The following is a 13,970-nucleotide window of genomic DNA, read 5'->3' on the forward strand; positions in this document are numbered from 1 at the left end:
CGCCCCGCGGCCACCCGCCGCGGGGCGCTCCCGCGCTGTCAGCGGGTGCGGAAGACGCCGGTGTACACGTCCGTACGGTTGCGCGGTGCGTCGGAGTGGGTTTCGGTGAGCACCGCCCGCACTCCCTTGCCGTCCGCCACCAGGCCCTGGTAGTCGCCGAGGAAGTATCCCCCGGCGAAGGGCGCCCGCAGCCAGTCGAAGATCCGCGAGATCCGCCGCTCGGTCCGCAGCCCCGGGTTCCCGTGCCGCAGCGTGACCAGCTGGTGGGCGGTGGGCAGGGTCGTGGTGTTGCCGGGCTCCAGGAAGCGCAGGTCGTAGTAGGTGAGCGCGACCGTGCCCCCCTCCGTGACCGCGATCGACGGCGAGAAGGCCGGCACCCCCTCGGGGCTGATCAGTTCCGGGGTCCCCCAGGTGCGGCCGCCGTCGGTGGACCGCACCAGCTGGACGGAGTCGAACTTCCCGCCGGAGAAGTCAGAGCCCTCGTAGGCCATGTACAGCGTGCCCGTCTTCGGGTCGACGGCCGGGCTGGGCAGGGTGGACGCGGCGCGCAGCGGTTTGGCGGGGTCGTTCGGGTCGACCTCCGGTACGGAGGTGTCCCGGGCCACGGTGACGGGGGCGCTCCAGGTCTCGCCGGCGTCGGTCGAGGTGACCACCTGGTAGTGGGCTTCGGCGACGGTGCCCAGGTCGTCGGAGTAGGTGATCCGGTCGAAGAAGTCGTACAGGGTGCCGGTGCGCCGGTCGGCGACGATCAGATGGCCGATGGTCTGGGTGTTGGGCACGCTGCCGGTGTCGACGAACTTCCGGGCCCTGCTCCAGGTGCGGCCGCCGTCGCGGGTGAGGGAGATGTAGCCGGGACCGTCGAGGGCGCTGGGGCCGGGCGGGTCGTTGTCGAGGCGGTTCCAGACCTGGTAGGCGGTGCCCGCGCGGACCGGGTCTGCGGTGAGTGAGGGCTTGTCGTTGAAGAAGGGCTGCTCGTCGGCGTGCGTGGTGGTGAGGTTCTGCCACGTGCGGCCGCCGTCGCGGGACGTGACCGCCAGGAGGGCGCTGCGCGTGCTCTTGACGAAGTCGACGCCCTCCCCGCCGGCGTAGACCGTACCGTCCGGTCCGGTGCTCACCCAGGGGTCGGAGGCCCGTTCGTAGTCCGCGCCGCCGGGGGCGCACAGGCTGAACGGCAGCGTGCTCCGGTGGAAGGTGCGGCCGTCCGCGGTCCAGGCGGCCGCCAGGCCGCGGGCGCCGCCGTCGTTCCAGCGGTCCTGCTGGAACACGGTGACCACGCGCTTCGGGTCGCGCGGATCGACGGACAGGTACGGCTCGACCTCGGTGCCCGGGTAGACGACGCTGTCGGGGGACCTCGCTCCGACGGTGCACTTCGCGTACGGGTCCCCGTGGGACACCTTGACCAGGGGCGTGCGGTCGGTGTCCGGGTCCGCCGCGGCGGCGGGAGCCGCCCCGGTGACCGTGCCGAGCAGGAGCGCGGCGGCGGTGACGGCGGTCAGGGGCACGGGGACGCGCATGCGGGATCTCCTCCGGGCCTTTCGGCCGGCGTACGGGACCGCCGTCATCGGGGCGGCGGCGGCCTGAGGCGCGGAGGATTACCGGAACGCGAGGGTGGGGCGACTCCGCTTGGTCCTTTTCGGCGTCGTGGCAGGTGCCCTTGATGCGCCGAACGACGGAGTCGTCCCCTGAGACGTCCCCGGGGGTCCGGGGACACGGCGGAGCCGACCGGCGGGTGTGGTGCCGGTCGGCTCCTCGGTCGTGCTGGTGCTCTTGTCGCGCCGTCCCGCGGCGGAGACGGCCGCGGCTTCGGCTTCGGCTTCGGCTTCGGCTTCGGCTTCGGCTTCGGGACGGCCGGCGGCCCGGCCGTGCGCCGGCCGGTCAGGTGATCGGCTGCGAGGTCCCGTCGGGCAGGGCGCAGACGTAGCCGGAGTACGGGCGTGAGGTGACCTGTCCGCCGGCGGCCGCGCACTCGTCCCTGGAGATGTCCGCGGACGAGGCGGCCGCGGCGCCGACAGCACCGATGGCGCTCAGGCCGGCAAGGGTCGCCGCGGCCAGGGCGCGGCCCAGGATTCTTCGCATGCGCATGACTTCCTCCTCCTCTCAGGCGCCTTCGTTCTGCCTCAGGGAAGGACGGGGCCCGATACGACGGCGCCCTCGTTCCCAGCATGGGCGCTCCGTACCGGGCCCGCGAGGCGGCGGCGGGCGGCGCGCCCGCTCCGGCCCGCTAACGCGGTTCGTGGGCCGCCGCCCGGCAGGCGCCGGTCGCTGCGCCGCCGGCCACTCCGGCCCCGGTCAGCCCGCTCACACAACCCTGCAGGTCTCCGCTCACGCCACGGCCGCAGGCCGCCGCGGCCGCGCCGGAATCGGTGGCACCGGCCTGTTCGGCCATCTGTACGCAGGCGGGGATGTCCGCCCGGGCCACGGGAGCGGCGAGGGCCGCGCCACCGAGGGTGAGGGTCAGGCCGGTGAGGGCACCGGCGATACGTGTCGACGTGCGCATGGGACGCACCTGCCTTCCGGGTCGGTCGCGCGGTCCTGGTTCCGACGGGCCGGATCCACGCGGCGGGGCCGCCCGGCGACGCCCGGCCGCCTCCCGGAAGGGACGCCCTCGGACCTCCGCTCGCGGGCCCTCACTCCAGCGTCCCACCCTCTCCCCCGGCCGTCCTGGGCATCCGGGGGCGCGGCCGCGCCGAGTGACGGCGAACGCGCGGAGCGCGGCCCCAGCGGGGGGCGGGGGTACTCATTTCTCCTCCGCCGCGAGTCCGCCACGCCAGACCGTCACGTCGATCTTGGCGTGCAGACTGGGGTCGTCCTGTGCCGACATGCCCTTGAAGAGGACGAGGCCGACGTTGCCCGACTTGGTCCGCACGCAGATCTCCGCGCCCTTGGACAGCGTCTCCACCTTGATCTTGGTGGTGAAGCGGGTCACCTCCCGGCACGTCTTGAGGGAGCCCTTCTCGGCGGAGTCGAGCAGCACGAGCTTGGTGCCGTAGGAGTTGAAGGAGCAGTCGGCGGAGGTGCTGCCGCAAGACAGGTAGAGGTCGTCGTAGTTCGACTCGCGCGGCGTCAGCGGGTCGTCCCCGAGCTTGATGTAGTACCCGGCGGGAAACTCGAAACCGGGGTAGGAGGCGGGCTTGGGATCGGTGCTCGGCCTGGCGCTCGGGCCGGCCCCGCCGCCGTGCGGGGCCGTGCCGCCGCTGCTCGTGGCACGCCGGTCGCCCGCGTCCTTGCCGATCACTTTCGCGAGCGCCGCGCAGCCTCCGGCCAGGAGCACCAGCGAACCCAGGATCGAGCCGAGCACGATGGCGGAGCGGTTGCGCCGGGGCTGCGGCGGCGGGGTGGGGAAGTGCGTCGCGGACGTAGGTGCCTGGTACCCGCCCGCGGGCGGGTAGGGAGTGCGGTACGGCGCGTCGAACGCGGTGTGCGCCGCCGGAGCCGCGCACACCGTCGGCTGGTGGGCCACCCCCGCCATGGTGGGGAGCCCGGCGGGCATGGGCGGCAGCTGCCGTGCGGGCGCGGTGGGCACGGGTCCGCCCGCCGCCGGAGGGGCCGGTGCGGGTGCCTCCCGCACCGCGACCGGCCCCGGGACCACCCCCTGCCGCGAGGTGATGCCCGCCGCCACCCCGCTCGGCAGCCAGTCCTCCGGCCGCCGCAGCTGCGTCTGGCCGGCAGCGGCCCGGCACAGTTCCAGGACCTCGGTCGGCGAGGCCCGTTCCGCCGGGTCCTTGACCAGGCAACGTGCCACCAGGGGCCGCAGTTCCGCGGGCAGGCCCGAGAGGTCGGGCTCCTCGTGCACGATGCGGTAGAGCACCCCGTGCGAGGGACCCTCCCCGTACGCCGGGGCGCCCGTGGCGGCGTACACGGCCACCTGTCCCAGGGCGAACACATCGGTGGCCGGGCCGGTCCTGCCCCCGGCAGCCTGCTCCGGCGCCATGAAGGACGGGGTGCCGATCGCGACCCCGCTCACCGTGAGCGAAGTGGCGTCGGCGGCCCGCGCGATGCCGAAGTCGATGACCCGCGGCCCGTCGGAGGCGAGCAGTACGTTGGACGGCTTGAGGTCCCGGTGCACGATGCCGGCGCCGTGGATGCCCTGGAGGGCTTCGGCGATCCCGGCGGCCAGCATCAGGACGGTACGGGCGGGCAGCGGCCCGTGTTCGGCGACGGCTGCCGCGACCGTGGGCCCGGGCACGTACGCGGTGGCGAGCCACGGCACGGGACCGTCCGCGTCCGCGTCGATCACGGGCGCGGTGAAAAGGCCCTGCACCCGCTGCGCGGAGGCCACCTCCTGCTTGAACCGGTGCCGGAACTCCGGGTCTTCGGCGAACTCCCGGCGAATCACCTTGACGGCGACCGGCCGTCCTCCGGGGGTGTGCGAAAGGTAGACCTTGCCCATGCCTCCGGAGCCGAGCCCGGCGGCGATGCGGTAGCCGGCCACCGTCCGCGGATCGTCCGGCCCGAGCGCCTGGAAGAATCCCGCTGCCGGCAACTCGCTGCTCATCCATGCCCCTTCACGAGTCTCTTTCGCACCACCCTAGTGGCTGCGCCCGGAGAGGAATCGGCTGAAACCCGCCCTTACCCGGACGGGGTGGGCCTAGGGTCGGGGTATGACCGCTACCAGTGACACCGCTTACGAGTTCCGCACCGCCCGGCCCGAGGACACCGAGGGCATCGAGGCCGTCGACGGGTCCTTCACCACCGGCACCGTCTTCGAGGTCGCCGTCAGCGAGGACGGTTTCGCCTTCAGGGAGGTGCCGGTGGACCCGCCGCTGGTGAAGGTGTTCCCCGAGGACGACGGCAGCGGGGACGGCGAGGAGGGGGAGGACGGTGAGGACGCCGACGGCCGTACTTTCGTGGCCGTCGGCGCCGGCGGGGCGGTCGCCGGGTTCGCCGCGGTGTCCTACTCCCCGTGGAACCGGCGCCTGACCATCGAGGACATCGAGGTCGCCCCGGGGCACCGGGGGCGGGGCCTGGGGCGGGAGTTGATGGGGCGCGCGGTCGGGTTCGCCCGTGAGCGGGGTGCCGGGCACATCTGGCTGGAGGTCACCAACGTCAACGCCCCGGCCATCCACGCCTACCGGCGCATGGGCTTCGCCTTCTGCGGCCTGGACACCGCGCTCTACCACGGCACCGAGTCCGAGGGCGAGCACGCGCTCTACATGAGCATGCCCTGCCCCTGAGCCGCGAGCAGGCGGGCGACGGCCGGGCCGGAGCCGTCGCCCGGCGCGACCGTCACCGTCAGCAGCCAGTCGGCGGTGCGGCCCGGCTCCGCCGGCGGCGCGTACCACTCCACCCGGGCGTCCAGGAGCCGGTCCCCGGCCTCCCGGCGGGCCGTGTACCAGCCCCGGAACGGCTCGGTCCGCCACACCGTCAGCGGCACCGCCCGCTCGCCGCCGCTGCGCTCGCCGCCCGGTCCGACCGCCCGCAGGGCCGCCGTGGCGGCCGCCGCGAGGGTCCGGGCCACGGGCACGTCGCGGGCCCCGGCGAAGTGGAGCAGGTACTCCATGCGCTCGGCCTGCGGCGGGGCCCCGAGCACGGCGCGGCCCGAGTCGTACCACGTACCCCACTTGACGTTGGACACCAGGCCGGGGAGCCGGGCCATGTCCCGCGGGATCCAGAACAGGACCACGTCGGAGCGGCTCATGGCCTCCTCCTCCCAGGCGATCTGGTCCGGGTACGCCGGGTAGTCGCCGCCCGGCACCGGCTCGGGCAGGAACACCACCAGCCGGCCGGCCCCCGACCACAGCGACCGCAGCGCGGCGACGGCGTCCGGGCGCCAGGAGGGCTCGGCCGGGTCCGTGGGGGTCGGGCCGCACAGGTACACGGCCGCCGCCCAGGACGCGGGCGGCTCCTGGCCGACGTGGACGACGGTGACGGAGCTCTCGACAGGGCTCTCACATGACACGGGGCACTCCGGGGTCGGTCGTCGGGGCGAGGGCGGTGAGGAAGTCCAGCAGGACGGTGTTGAAGGCCTCGGGCCGTTCCAGGAACCCGAGGTGGCCGGCGTCCGCCAGCTCCGTGTAGCGGGCGCCGGGGACCGCCCGCGCGACCTCCCGGCCCAGCGGGGCCGGTGCCAGCACGTCGTCGGCGAAGCCCACGACGTGCACGGGCACCGTGATCCGGCCGTACTCGGCCAGCCGGTCCCGGACCGGCGGACCCGGCCGGTGGGCGGCCGACCGGCCGGTCAGCGCGGCGAGTTCGAACAGATCGAGCCAGTACGCCGTCGCCCCCTCGTCGGCGAGGGTCCGGGGCGAGAGGTTCTGTACGAGCCGGACGAAGGCCTCGTACTCGGGGGGCAGCGCGGTCCCGGCCCGGGCGGTGGCCGCCTCGGCGCGCGCCAGGGCCTCCCCCACCGCGTCGGGCCGGCCCCGGGTGGCGGCGAGCAGCGCGCCGCCCACCAGGCCGGGGTCGGTCAGCAGCAGTTCCTGGACGGCGAGCGAGCCGAGCGAGTGGCCCGCCAGCGGGCACCCGGGGAGTTCGAGGGTCAGCAGCAACTCGCGTATCCGTGCGGCCAGTTCGACGGGGCCTGCGGCCGTCGGGACGTGGTCGAAGGTGACGGCCCGGCGGCCCGCGGCGGTGAGGGCCGGGACCTGGTGGTGTTCCCAGATCCGGCCCGACCCGCCCGCGCCGGCGACCAGGACCACCGGCGGGCCGGCCGCTCCGTGCACCGTGTACGCCGTCCCGCCCGGCGTGCGGCCGCTCGTGCGCGTCCCGGCGCCCGGGGCCGTCACGGCGCCATCCTGCTCAGGGCCGTCTCCACCCAGGCGGGGCGGCCGGTGTCCAGGCCGCGCAGGGCCACGTGGACCCACAGGAAGTCGGCCCGGGCCAGCACGTGTTCCCGCAGGCCGGGGCGCACCTCGCCGCCCGCGGCGCGGTAGGCCGCGAGGAGCCGGTCGAGGACGGCGGGGCCGCCCGCGTACAGCATGTCGACGAAGTCGACGGCGGGATCGCCTACATGGGCGTTCGCCCAGTCCAGCAGGCCGGCCAGGACGGGGGGCCCGGAGCGCGGGCGGGTCACCAGGGTGTGCCCGGGGTGGACGTCGCCGTGGACCAGCGCAGGCCGCCCGGGCCACAGCCGGTCGTCGTCCAGCCAGGACTGCCAGCGGCGCAACCCGGCCGCCGGGAGGGGGAGTTCGGCCCGGGCCCGGGCGAGCCGGTCCGCGGTGCGGGCGCGGACGGCGCCGGGGTCCGTCCCGTCCGCCGCCCGGGCCGCGAGGGCCGGGGAGGCGTCCGGCGGGGTGGTGTGCACCGCGACCAGGGTCCGGGCGAGCGGCTCCAGGTACCGGTCGGGGTGGGCCAGCGGGTCCATGGACCAGCCGTAGACCAGGGTGTCCGGGTCCTCGGTGCCCGCGGGCGTGCCGGGCAGGCGGGGGTAGGCGACCAGGTCCGGGGCGTGCAGGCGCCAGTGCGGCACCGGCACGGGCACGCGGTCGCGGACGGCGGTGAGCACGGCCCCTTCGAACGCCAGCAGCGCGGCGGCCTCGGGCCGCCGCGGCTGCCGCAGGATCCAGCGGGTGCCGTCGGCGGCCCGGACGTGCACGACGCGGAAGTCCCAGCCGGACTCGTCGGCGCGGGCGCTCGCGGGGTCGAGCTCCTCACCGAGCCGCCGCGCCGCCTCCCCGACGAGGCCGTCCAGCCGGGCGCGGTCGTCCAGCCGGGCGCGGTCGTCCGCGGCCGTGTCGGCACGGACGGCCGGCTCGGACGGGCCGGGTCCGCGGGCGGGTGCGGTCGGCTGCGCTCCGGCGGGCGGCCGGTTCACCGGTCCGCCCCGGTGGCGGCGAGGTGGCGGTCCCGCGTGGCGTCGCGGTCCACCTTGCCGGTGTGGGTGCGTTCCAGTGCCGGGACGGGGACCAGCACGCTGGGGACGAGCTGCGGGGCCGCCGTGGCCGACAGCCGGGCGCGGACGGCCGCCGCCACCTCGGCGGGGTCGTGGTCGGGCAGCGGTACGAAGAACGCGGCCAGGGTGCTGTGTTCGGCGCGCTCCACCCGGGCGGCGGCGGCCTCCAGGACACCCGGGCAGCTGCCGACCAGGCCCTCCACCTCGATCAGGTCCACCCGGTGGCCGCGGATCTTGACCTGGTGGTCGGAGCGGCCCCGGAACACCAGGGCTCCCCCGGGGGCCTCGGAGACCAGGTCCCCGGTGCGGTACCAGCGGACGCCCCCGTGCTCGGTGAACCTGGCGGCCGTCGCACGGGGATCGCCGTGGTAGCCCAGCGCCAGGCCGGGCCCGGACACGGACAACTCCCCCGCCGGGTCGATGCGCTGCCCGACGTGCGGCAGCGGGAGCCCGATCGGCAGGTCGCCGCCGGCCGCGGGCAGGGCGGGCGCTCCCGGCCCGGCCAGCTGCACGGCGTGGGTGACCAGGGCCGTCTCGGTGGATCCGTACGTGTTGAGCAGGCGCACCCCGTCGGAGCCGAGGAGCCGCCAGCGCTCCAGCATGTCGGCCCGCACCGCCTCCCCGCCGATCACCACCGTCCGCAGGGACGCCGGAAGCCCCGCGCCCTGGTGCAGCAGGTCTCCGGCCAGGCCGTGCCAGAAGCCGGTCGGCAGCACCGCGACGGTGACCTCCTGTTCCTCGGCCACCTGGGCGAACCGTTCCCGGGCCGCGTCGTCGACGACGAGCGTGGCCCCGCCGGTCAGGGTCGGGAGGATCTCCTCCAGGCTCGTGTCGCCGCCGGCGCCGTGGAAGTGCAGCACGGTGGCGTCGGGACCGGTCCCGTACAGCGTGCGCAGCGGCGGCACCACGGCGGACAGCGCCCGGTGCGGCACCACGACGCCCTTGGGTCCGCCGGTGGAGCCCGAGGTGAACAGCACGTACGCCGGGTCCTCGGGGCGGGCACCGGCGGCGGGCGGCACGACGGCCCCCGGTGCGGGCGCGGCGGGCGCCCAGCGCGGGCGGACCACCCGCGCGACCGGCGGCTGCCAGCCGGTGTCCGCGGTCGCCACGGCCTCCTCGACGCCCAGCCGGGCCAGGACCGACTCCAGCCGGGCCGGCGGATGTCCGGCCTCCAGCGGTACGTACGCCCGGCCCGCCGCGAGCACGCCGAGCAGGGCGGCCACGTCCCGGGCCGAGTGGTGCACGACCACCCCGACCGGCGGCTGCGGCCGGTCCGTGCGCGGGGTGACGGCGGCCGCCACCTCCAGCACCCAGGCGGCGAAGACGCCGTAGCCGATGACGAGTCCGTTGTCGATGACGGCCGGGCGGGCGGGATCGGTGCGCGCCGTTTCGAAGAACGGTTCCAGCAAAGGAATTCCGGTGTTTCCGGAGGACTGCATTGTGAATTTCCTCGTCCTGATGGAATATGAGCGGGTGCGTATTGTTGTGGAACACGATCTGGAAATACCCGTGCGCGACGGCGTCTTATTGGCCGCCGACCTCTACCGGCCCGACACCGCGGACCCCGTTCCGGTACTGGTGCGCCGCACGCCCTACGGAAGGTCCGGCGCACCGGGCGGCGCGTCCGTCGACGGGCTGCGCCTGGTCCGCGCCGGGTACGCCCTGCTGGTGCAGGACGTCCGCGGCCGGTTCGGTTCCGGCGGCGTCTTCGATCCGTACTGGCACGAGGCCGCCGACGGCGCGGACACCGTCGCCTGGGCCGTGTCGCAGCCGTGGTGCGACGGCTCGGCCGGGCTGTTCGGCCGGTCCTACGAGGCCATGGCGGCGCTGCTCGCCGCGGCGGAGCGCCCGCCGGGCCTGGGCGCCGTCGTCCCGCACGTGGCCGGATCGGGCTTCGACGAGGGCTGGACCCGCCAGGGCGGCGCCTTCCAGCTGGGCTTCGTCCTGTACTGGGTGCTCTACGACCTCCTGCTGGAAGGGGCCGGGCTGAGCGCGGCCGAGCGGGCCGAGGTGGCCGGGGCCGTCGACCGGATCGACGAGCTGTACCGCGACCCGGCCGCCGCCGAGGAGCTGCTGGACCGCCTGGCGCCGTACTACCGCCGCTGGCGCGAGCACCCGGCCGGGGACCCGTACTGGCTGCGCGCCGCGCCCCGTGCGGCGTACCCGGCGGTGGACGTCCCCGTGCTGCACCTCACCGGCTGGTACGACATATTCCTCGCCGGCGCCCTGGAGAATTACCGGGGAATTCGTGAATGCGGGAACAGTACGCGTCTGGTGGTCGGTCCGTGGTCGCACTGCATCACCGGCGGAATATTCCCCCAGCGTCGTTACGGACTGGCCGCGGACGAGGCCGAACTCGATGTCACCGCCCTGCACCTGGAGCATTTCGACGAGCATCTGCGCCGCTCCGGCGAGGGCCCCGGCCGGCGCGACGCGGTGCGGCTGTTCCTCACCGGCGCCGACGCCTGGCGCGCCTTCCCCGACTGGCCCGTCCCCGGCACCGAGGAGCTCGTCCTGCACCTCGACGGCCGCAGCCTGACGTCCGGCCCCGCCCCGGCACGCGCCGGGGCGGACCGGATCCGTCACGACCCGGCCGACCCGGTGCCCACCACCGGCGGCGCCACCGCCCTGCCCGGGCAGTTCACCGGCGGCGACTGCGGCCCGCTGGACCAGCGCGAGGTGGAACTCCGTCCCGACGTGCTCTGCTTCACCGGCGAGCCGCTGGGCGCGCCGGTGACCGTCGTCGGCGACACCGTCCTGACCGTGTACGTCACCCCGGACGCCGCCGGCGCGGACGTGACGGCCAAGCTCGTCGACGTCCACCCCGGCGGCCGCGCCGAGCTGCTGTGCGACGGGGTCCGCCGGCTCGCGGCGGGGCCGGACGGCGGGGGCGCCGGCGGGCCGGTGGAGGTCACCGTCGCGGTGGGGGCGGTGGGCCACGTGTTCCGCGCGGGCCACCGGATCCGTCTGGAGGTCGCGGCCAGCAACGCACCGCGCTTCGACGTCCATCCGCCGTCCCTGGCCCACCACACCGTCCACCACGGCGGTGACCATCCCTCACGCCTGCTGCTGCCGCGCCTGCCCGGCGCCTGACGCGGGACCGGGGCCGGCGGCGTCCGGGTGGAAGACCGACAGGTCCGCCACCTTCTCGATCCGCCGGCCCGCCTCCCAGTGGGCCCGCCGCAGCCGCCGCAGCTGGGCGCCGGACAGCTTGGTGCTGTGCTGCGGGATCGAGCGCACCATCCGGGCCCGCTTGGCCGAGGCCGGGTAGCGGTCGCGCACCCGGTACGGGTCGTTGAGCAGGTGGTGGGCGGTGCCCACGTGGAAGGCCGCCTTCAGCAGGGCGTAGTACGCCGCCGCTCCGGCCCCCTTGTCCCGGGCGCAGTGCACCAGCGTCCGCGAGGCCTCGAACAGCCGCCACGCCACCGGCACCGCCGGAGTGGTGAACACGCCCGTCTCCTGGGCGATGCCCTCGCCGACGCCGTAGCGGAAGTAGCTGCGCATGTTGGCGAAGCCGTGCTGGGCGTCGTGGAAGATCCGCGCCTCCGGCAGGTACACCACGGGGATGCCCGCCAGCTGGAGCCGGAAGTCGAACTCCCGGTCCTCGCACCAGTGGATCAGCTCGTCGAAGTGGTAGCCGCCGATGTGGTCGACGATGTCCCGGTTGTAGATCAGCGGCGGGGACAGCGCGCTGACGTAGTCGCCCTCGTCGAACTCGCGGACCCGCGCGGTGAGCCGGCTGAGCAGGCCCTCCGACTCCCCGTAGACCACCTGTCCCTTGACCACGGGCTCGGTGAGCACCGCCCGCACCATGGCGCGGACCACGCCCGGGGCGAAGGTGCAGTCGGAGTCCATCAGCAGCAGGTACTGCCGGTCGGTGGCGGCGGCGCCGGCGTTGTAGGCCGCCCCGAGGTTGCCGACGTCCTCGATCTCCGTGACGGTCAGCGGGCGCGGATGCTCGGCGATCAGCTTCAGCACGGCGTCGCTGGGGCCGTTCAGCGCCAGGACGATCTCGACGTCCTCCTCGATGGAGGCGATGCAGTCGGCGATCCGCAGGTCGTCGCGCAGGGCGATGACCACGGCGGTCCGGGCGATGCCCTTGTCGACCGCGGCCTCGTCCACCGGGTCGGTGGCCATCCCGTTCTCCCTTGTGTCGTTCGTGTGCGTACGGTGGGCCGGCGCGGTGGCGCGGGCCGGTCGGTGCGCGGTCACCGGGCGGGCTCCCGCAACCGCAGGGGCAGGGCGCGCAGCGTGCGTTCGGCGATGGCCTCGGCCTCCGCCGGCGCCTCGGCGTGGGCGATCACCCCGGCCAGCACGTCGGAGCCGCCGCGGTAGGAGGGCAGTTCGGTGCCGGGTTCCAGGTCCAGTCCCCAGAACACGTCGTGCACCCCGGCCCGGCGGGCGACGTCCTGCGGGTCGCCGACCCACTCGACGACCCCGCCGTCCGCCGGTACGAACCGCTGCACCACGGCCCGGCTGTGCCGCGGCGCCAGCTCGGCGAGGTCCAGGGGCTGCCCCAGGGCGAGACGGACCACGTTGGGCAGCGGGTCGACCCCGGTGGCGAGCCGCATCACCTCGGTGGCGATCCGGGCCCCGGTGATCCGGCAGGTGATCTCCAGCAGGACCACCCGGCCGTCGCGGGTGCGCAGGATGTCGGTGTTGATCACCGCGGGGTCCAGGCGCAGGGCCCGGGCCCCGCGCCGGACGGTGTCCGTGACCTCCTCGATCTGCTCCCCGGTCAGTACGCTCGGCAGGGTGTCGCCGCCCTCGAAGAAGTGCGGGGCGAACTCCTCCTTGCGCCCGTACTCCCGGTCGGCGAACCCGAATCGGTGCAGCTCCCCGTCGACCATGAAGGCCGCCAGGGTGTGCTCGGTGCCCTCCAGGAACTCCTCGACCACGATCCGGCCGCTCGGGCTGAGCCGCAGCGCCTCCTGCGCCAGTTCCCGCACCCGGTCGGCCGACTCCACCTTCATCACGCCCAGCGAACCGGTCTGGTCGCTGGGCTTGATGACCGCCGGCAGCCCGATGTCGGCGACCGCCCGTACGGCCTCGCCGACGCTCTCGGCGGTCGCGAACCGCGGCAGGTCGAGCCCCGCCTTGCGCAGGACGGCCAGCCGCCGGTCCTTGGACGTGCAGTTCAGGGCCGTCTCCAGGGGCAGGCCCGGGCAGCCGAAGCGCCGTGCGAGCGTGCTGATCACCGGCGGGTTGTCCGCGCCGAGCGAGAACACCCCGTCGATCCGGTCGATGCCGGCGGCGGACAGCTCGGCGAGGACCGCCACCGCGTCGTTCGGGTCGCACACCAGCAGGACGTCGGCGGCGGCGCGGACCCGGTCCGTGGGCCGTTCGGTCACCACCACCAGCTCCCGGCGGGGCGAGCGCAGTTCGCCCAGCGACCGGTCCATGCCGGAGCCGAGCCCGCACACCAGCAGGCGGTCAACCACGGCCGCCTCCCGCCGGACCCGCCGGCGGCGGGGCGCCCAGGCTCAGCACCTGGAACACCTCCGCGTGGCCGGAGCCGGCGGAGACGGCCCCGCGGTAGCGGGCCAGTCCCTCCACGCCCTCGTCCCAGGCGGCGTGCCGGAGCTGGGAGGCGTACGCGCGCATCGCCTCCACCTTGGCCCCGATCTGCTCACCGATGTCCTCGGCGTACTGGAAGCGCGCCATCGGCGCCCACACCTCGTAGCCGAGGACCAGGCGCGGCGCCGGGCTCGGCGGCCCGCCGGCCTCGTGGAAGAACTCGGAGCTCGCCATCCACAGGGCTTCGAGGGCGAGTTGGTGCACCATGCGGTGTTCGACGTCGTCGTCGTTGTCGTGCGGCAGGTACACCACCTGCGGCCGCACCTCGCGCAGCACCCGTACGAGGTCGAGGTGGACCCGGCGGCTGAGCGTGAAGTCCCGCGACGGCTCGTCGAACCGGATGCAGCGGTGCACGCCCAGGGCCTTCGCGGCGGCCTCGGTCTCGGCGGCGAACTCGGCGTCGGTGACCGCGTCGTCCAGGGCACTGCGCTCACGGCCGATGACGATCACCACGGTCACCCGGGCACCGTCGCGCACGTGCTTGGCGATGGATCCGCCGCAGCCGATCACGTCGTCGTCGGGGTGCGGTGCGACGACCAGTACGTCGGTCACCCCGGATCCC

At 75.1% G+C, this 13,970-nt stretch carries 13 protein-coding genes; 2 read left to right on the forward strand and 11 right to left on the reverse strand.

The genetic code is table 11. The annotated features are described in order from the left end of the window. Positions 1-38: 38 nt before the first annotated feature. The 4 genes from ACQKM2_RS02135 to ACQKM2_RS02150 all read right to left on the reverse strand — a co-directional run bounded on the left by ACQKM2_RS02135 (position 39) and on the right by ACQKM2_RS02150 (position 4,495). A complete protein-coding gene (locus ACQKM2_RS02135) occupies positions 39-1,514 on the reverse strand; it encodes a sialidase family protein (RefSeq protein ID WP_427705508.1) in 1,476 nt (491 codons plus the stop codon). Between the two features lie 361 nt (positions 1,515-1,875). Beyond that, positions 1,876-2,082 (reverse strand): hypothetical protein, encoded by a 207-nt coding sequence (locus ACQKM2_RS02140; RefSeq protein WP_427705511.1) that lies wholly within the window; start codon positions 2,080-2,082, stop codon positions 1,876-1,878. Positions 2,083-2,221: 139 nt separating this feature from the next. Further along, the gene (locus tag ACQKM2_RS02145) at positions 2,222-2,497 is read right to left on the reverse strand and encodes a hypothetical protein (RefSeq protein ID WP_427705514.1); all 276 of its coding nucleotides are present in this window, start codon (positions 2,495-2,497) and stop codon (positions 2,222-2,224) included. Between the two features lie 240 nt (positions 2,498-2,737). Beyond that, positions 2,738-4,495, reverse strand: a complete 1,758-nt coding sequence (locus ACQKM2_RS02150; RefSeq protein WP_427705517.1) for a protein kinase domain-containing protein — start codon at positions 4,493-4,495, stop codon at positions 2,738-2,740. 106 nt (positions 4,496-4,601) lie between these two features. On the opposite strand from ACQKM2_RS02150, the gene ACQKM2_RS02155 reads away from it, so the two are divergent. After that, the gene (locus ACQKM2_RS02155) at positions 4,602-5,174 is read left to right on the forward strand and encodes a GNAT family N-acetyltransferase (RefSeq protein ID WP_427705520.1); all 573 of its coding nucleotides are present in this window, start codon (positions 4,602-4,604) and stop codon (positions 5,172-5,174) included. On the opposite strand, the gene ACQKM2_RS02160 is transcribed toward ACQKM2_RS02155, so the two are convergent. From ACQKM2_RS02160 to ACQKM2_RS02175, 4 genes are read right to left on the reverse strand one after another with little or no spacing between them, the layout of a single operon-like run. Then, positions 5,150-5,899, reverse strand: coding sequence for a nucleoside 2-deoxyribosyltransferase domain-containing protein (locus ACQKM2_RS02160; protein ID WP_427705523.1), 750 nt, complete (start codon positions 5,897-5,899; stop codon positions 5,150-5,152). The genes ACQKM2_RS02155 and ACQKM2_RS02160 overlap by 25 nt on opposite strands. After that, positions 5,889-6,725 (reverse strand): alpha/beta fold hydrolase, encoded by an 837-nt coding sequence (locus ACQKM2_RS02165; protein ID WP_427705526.1) that lies wholly within the window; start codon positions 6,723-6,725, stop codon positions 5,889-5,891. The genes ACQKM2_RS02160 and ACQKM2_RS02165 overlap by 11 nt, the downstream gene beginning before the upstream one ends. Then, the gene (locus ACQKM2_RS02170) at positions 6,722-7,753 is read right to left on the reverse strand and encodes a macrolide 2'-phosphotransferase (RefSeq protein ID WP_427705529.1); all 1,032 of its coding nucleotides are present in this window, start codon (positions 7,751-7,753) and stop codon (positions 6,722-6,724) included. The genes ACQKM2_RS02165 and ACQKM2_RS02170 overlap by 4 nt, the downstream gene beginning before the upstream one ends. Then, entirely contained in the window at positions 7,750-9,270 is a 1,521-nt protein-coding gene (locus tag ACQKM2_RS02175) for an AMP-binding protein (protein WP_427705532.1), read from the reverse strand. Before ACQKM2_RS02175 ends, ACQKM2_RS02170 begins: the two co-directional genes overlap by 4 nt. Before the next feature lie 34 nt (positions 9,271-9,304). Between ACQKM2_RS02175 and ACQKM2_RS02180 the strand changes: the two genes are divergently transcribed. Continuing rightward, entirely contained in the window at positions 9,305-10,924 is a 1,620-nt protein-coding gene (locus tag ACQKM2_RS02180; RefSeq protein ID WP_427705535.1) for a CocE/NonD family hydrolase, read from the forward strand. Here the strand turns inward: ACQKM2_RS02180 and ACQKM2_RS02185 are convergent. The 3 genes from ACQKM2_RS02185 to ACQKM2_RS02195 form a co-directional block, all read right to left on the reverse strand. Next, positions 10,889-11,968, reverse strand: a complete 1,080-nt coding sequence (locus ACQKM2_RS02185; RefSeq protein WP_427705538.1) for a glycosyltransferase — start codon at positions 11,966-11,968, stop codon at positions 10,889-10,891. The genes ACQKM2_RS02180 and ACQKM2_RS02185 overlap by 36 nt on opposite strands. 71 nt (positions 11,969-12,039) lie before the next feature. After that, the gene (locus tag ACQKM2_RS02190; RefSeq protein WP_427705541.1) at positions 12,040-13,272 is read right to left on the reverse strand and encodes an ATP-grasp domain-containing protein; all 1,233 of its coding nucleotides are present in this window, start codon (positions 13,270-13,272) and stop codon (positions 12,040-12,042) included. Then, positions 13,265-13,960: a PIG-L deacetylase family protein gene (locus ACQKM2_RS02195; protein ID WP_427705544.1), complete on the reverse strand. Its 696-nt coding sequence runs from the start codon at positions 13,958-13,960 to the stop codon at positions 13,265-13,267. The genes ACQKM2_RS02190 and ACQKM2_RS02195 overlap by 8 nt, the downstream gene beginning before the upstream one ends. Positions 13,961-13,970 lie beyond the last annotated feature (10 nt).

It is taken from the genome of Streptomyces sp. NPDC004126 (assembly GCF_050275515.1).
Lineage (GTDB): Bacteria > Actinomycetota > Actinomycetes > Streptomycetales > Streptomycetaceae > Streptomyces.

What these genes read in the sequence shown, in the direction of transcription:
- ACQKM2_RS02135 (WP_427705508.1), bottom strand. Translation starts at nt 1,514, where the DNA reads ATGCGCGTCCCCGTGCCCCTGACCGCCGTCACCGCCGCCGCGCTCCTG.
- ACQKM2_RS02140 (WP_427705511.1), bottom strand. Translation starts at nt 2,082, where the DNA reads ATGCGCATGCGAAGAATCCTGGGCCGCGCCCTGGCCGCGGCGACCCTT.
- ACQKM2_RS02145 (WP_427705514.1), bottom strand. Translation starts at nt 2,497, where the DNA reads ATGCGCACGTCGACACGTATCGCCGGTGCCCTCACCGGCCTGACCCTC.
- ACQKM2_RS02150 (WP_427705517.1), bottom strand. Translation starts at nt 4,495, where the DNA reads ATGAGCAGCGAGTTGCCGGCAGCGGGATTCTTCCAGGCGCTCGGGCCG.
- ACQKM2_RS02155 (WP_427705520.1), top strand. Translation starts at nt 4,602, where the DNA reads ATGACCGCTACCAGTGACACCGCTTACGAGTTCCGCACCGCCCGGCCC.
- ACQKM2_RS02175 (WP_427705532.1), bottom strand. Translation starts at nt 9,270, where the DNA reads ATGCAGTCCTCCGGAAACACCGGAATTCCTTTGCTGGAACCGTTCTTC.
- ACQKM2_RS02185 (WP_427705538.1), bottom strand. Translation starts at nt 11,968, where the DNA reads ATGGCCACCGACCCGGTGGACGAGGCCGCGGTCGACAAGGGCATCGCC.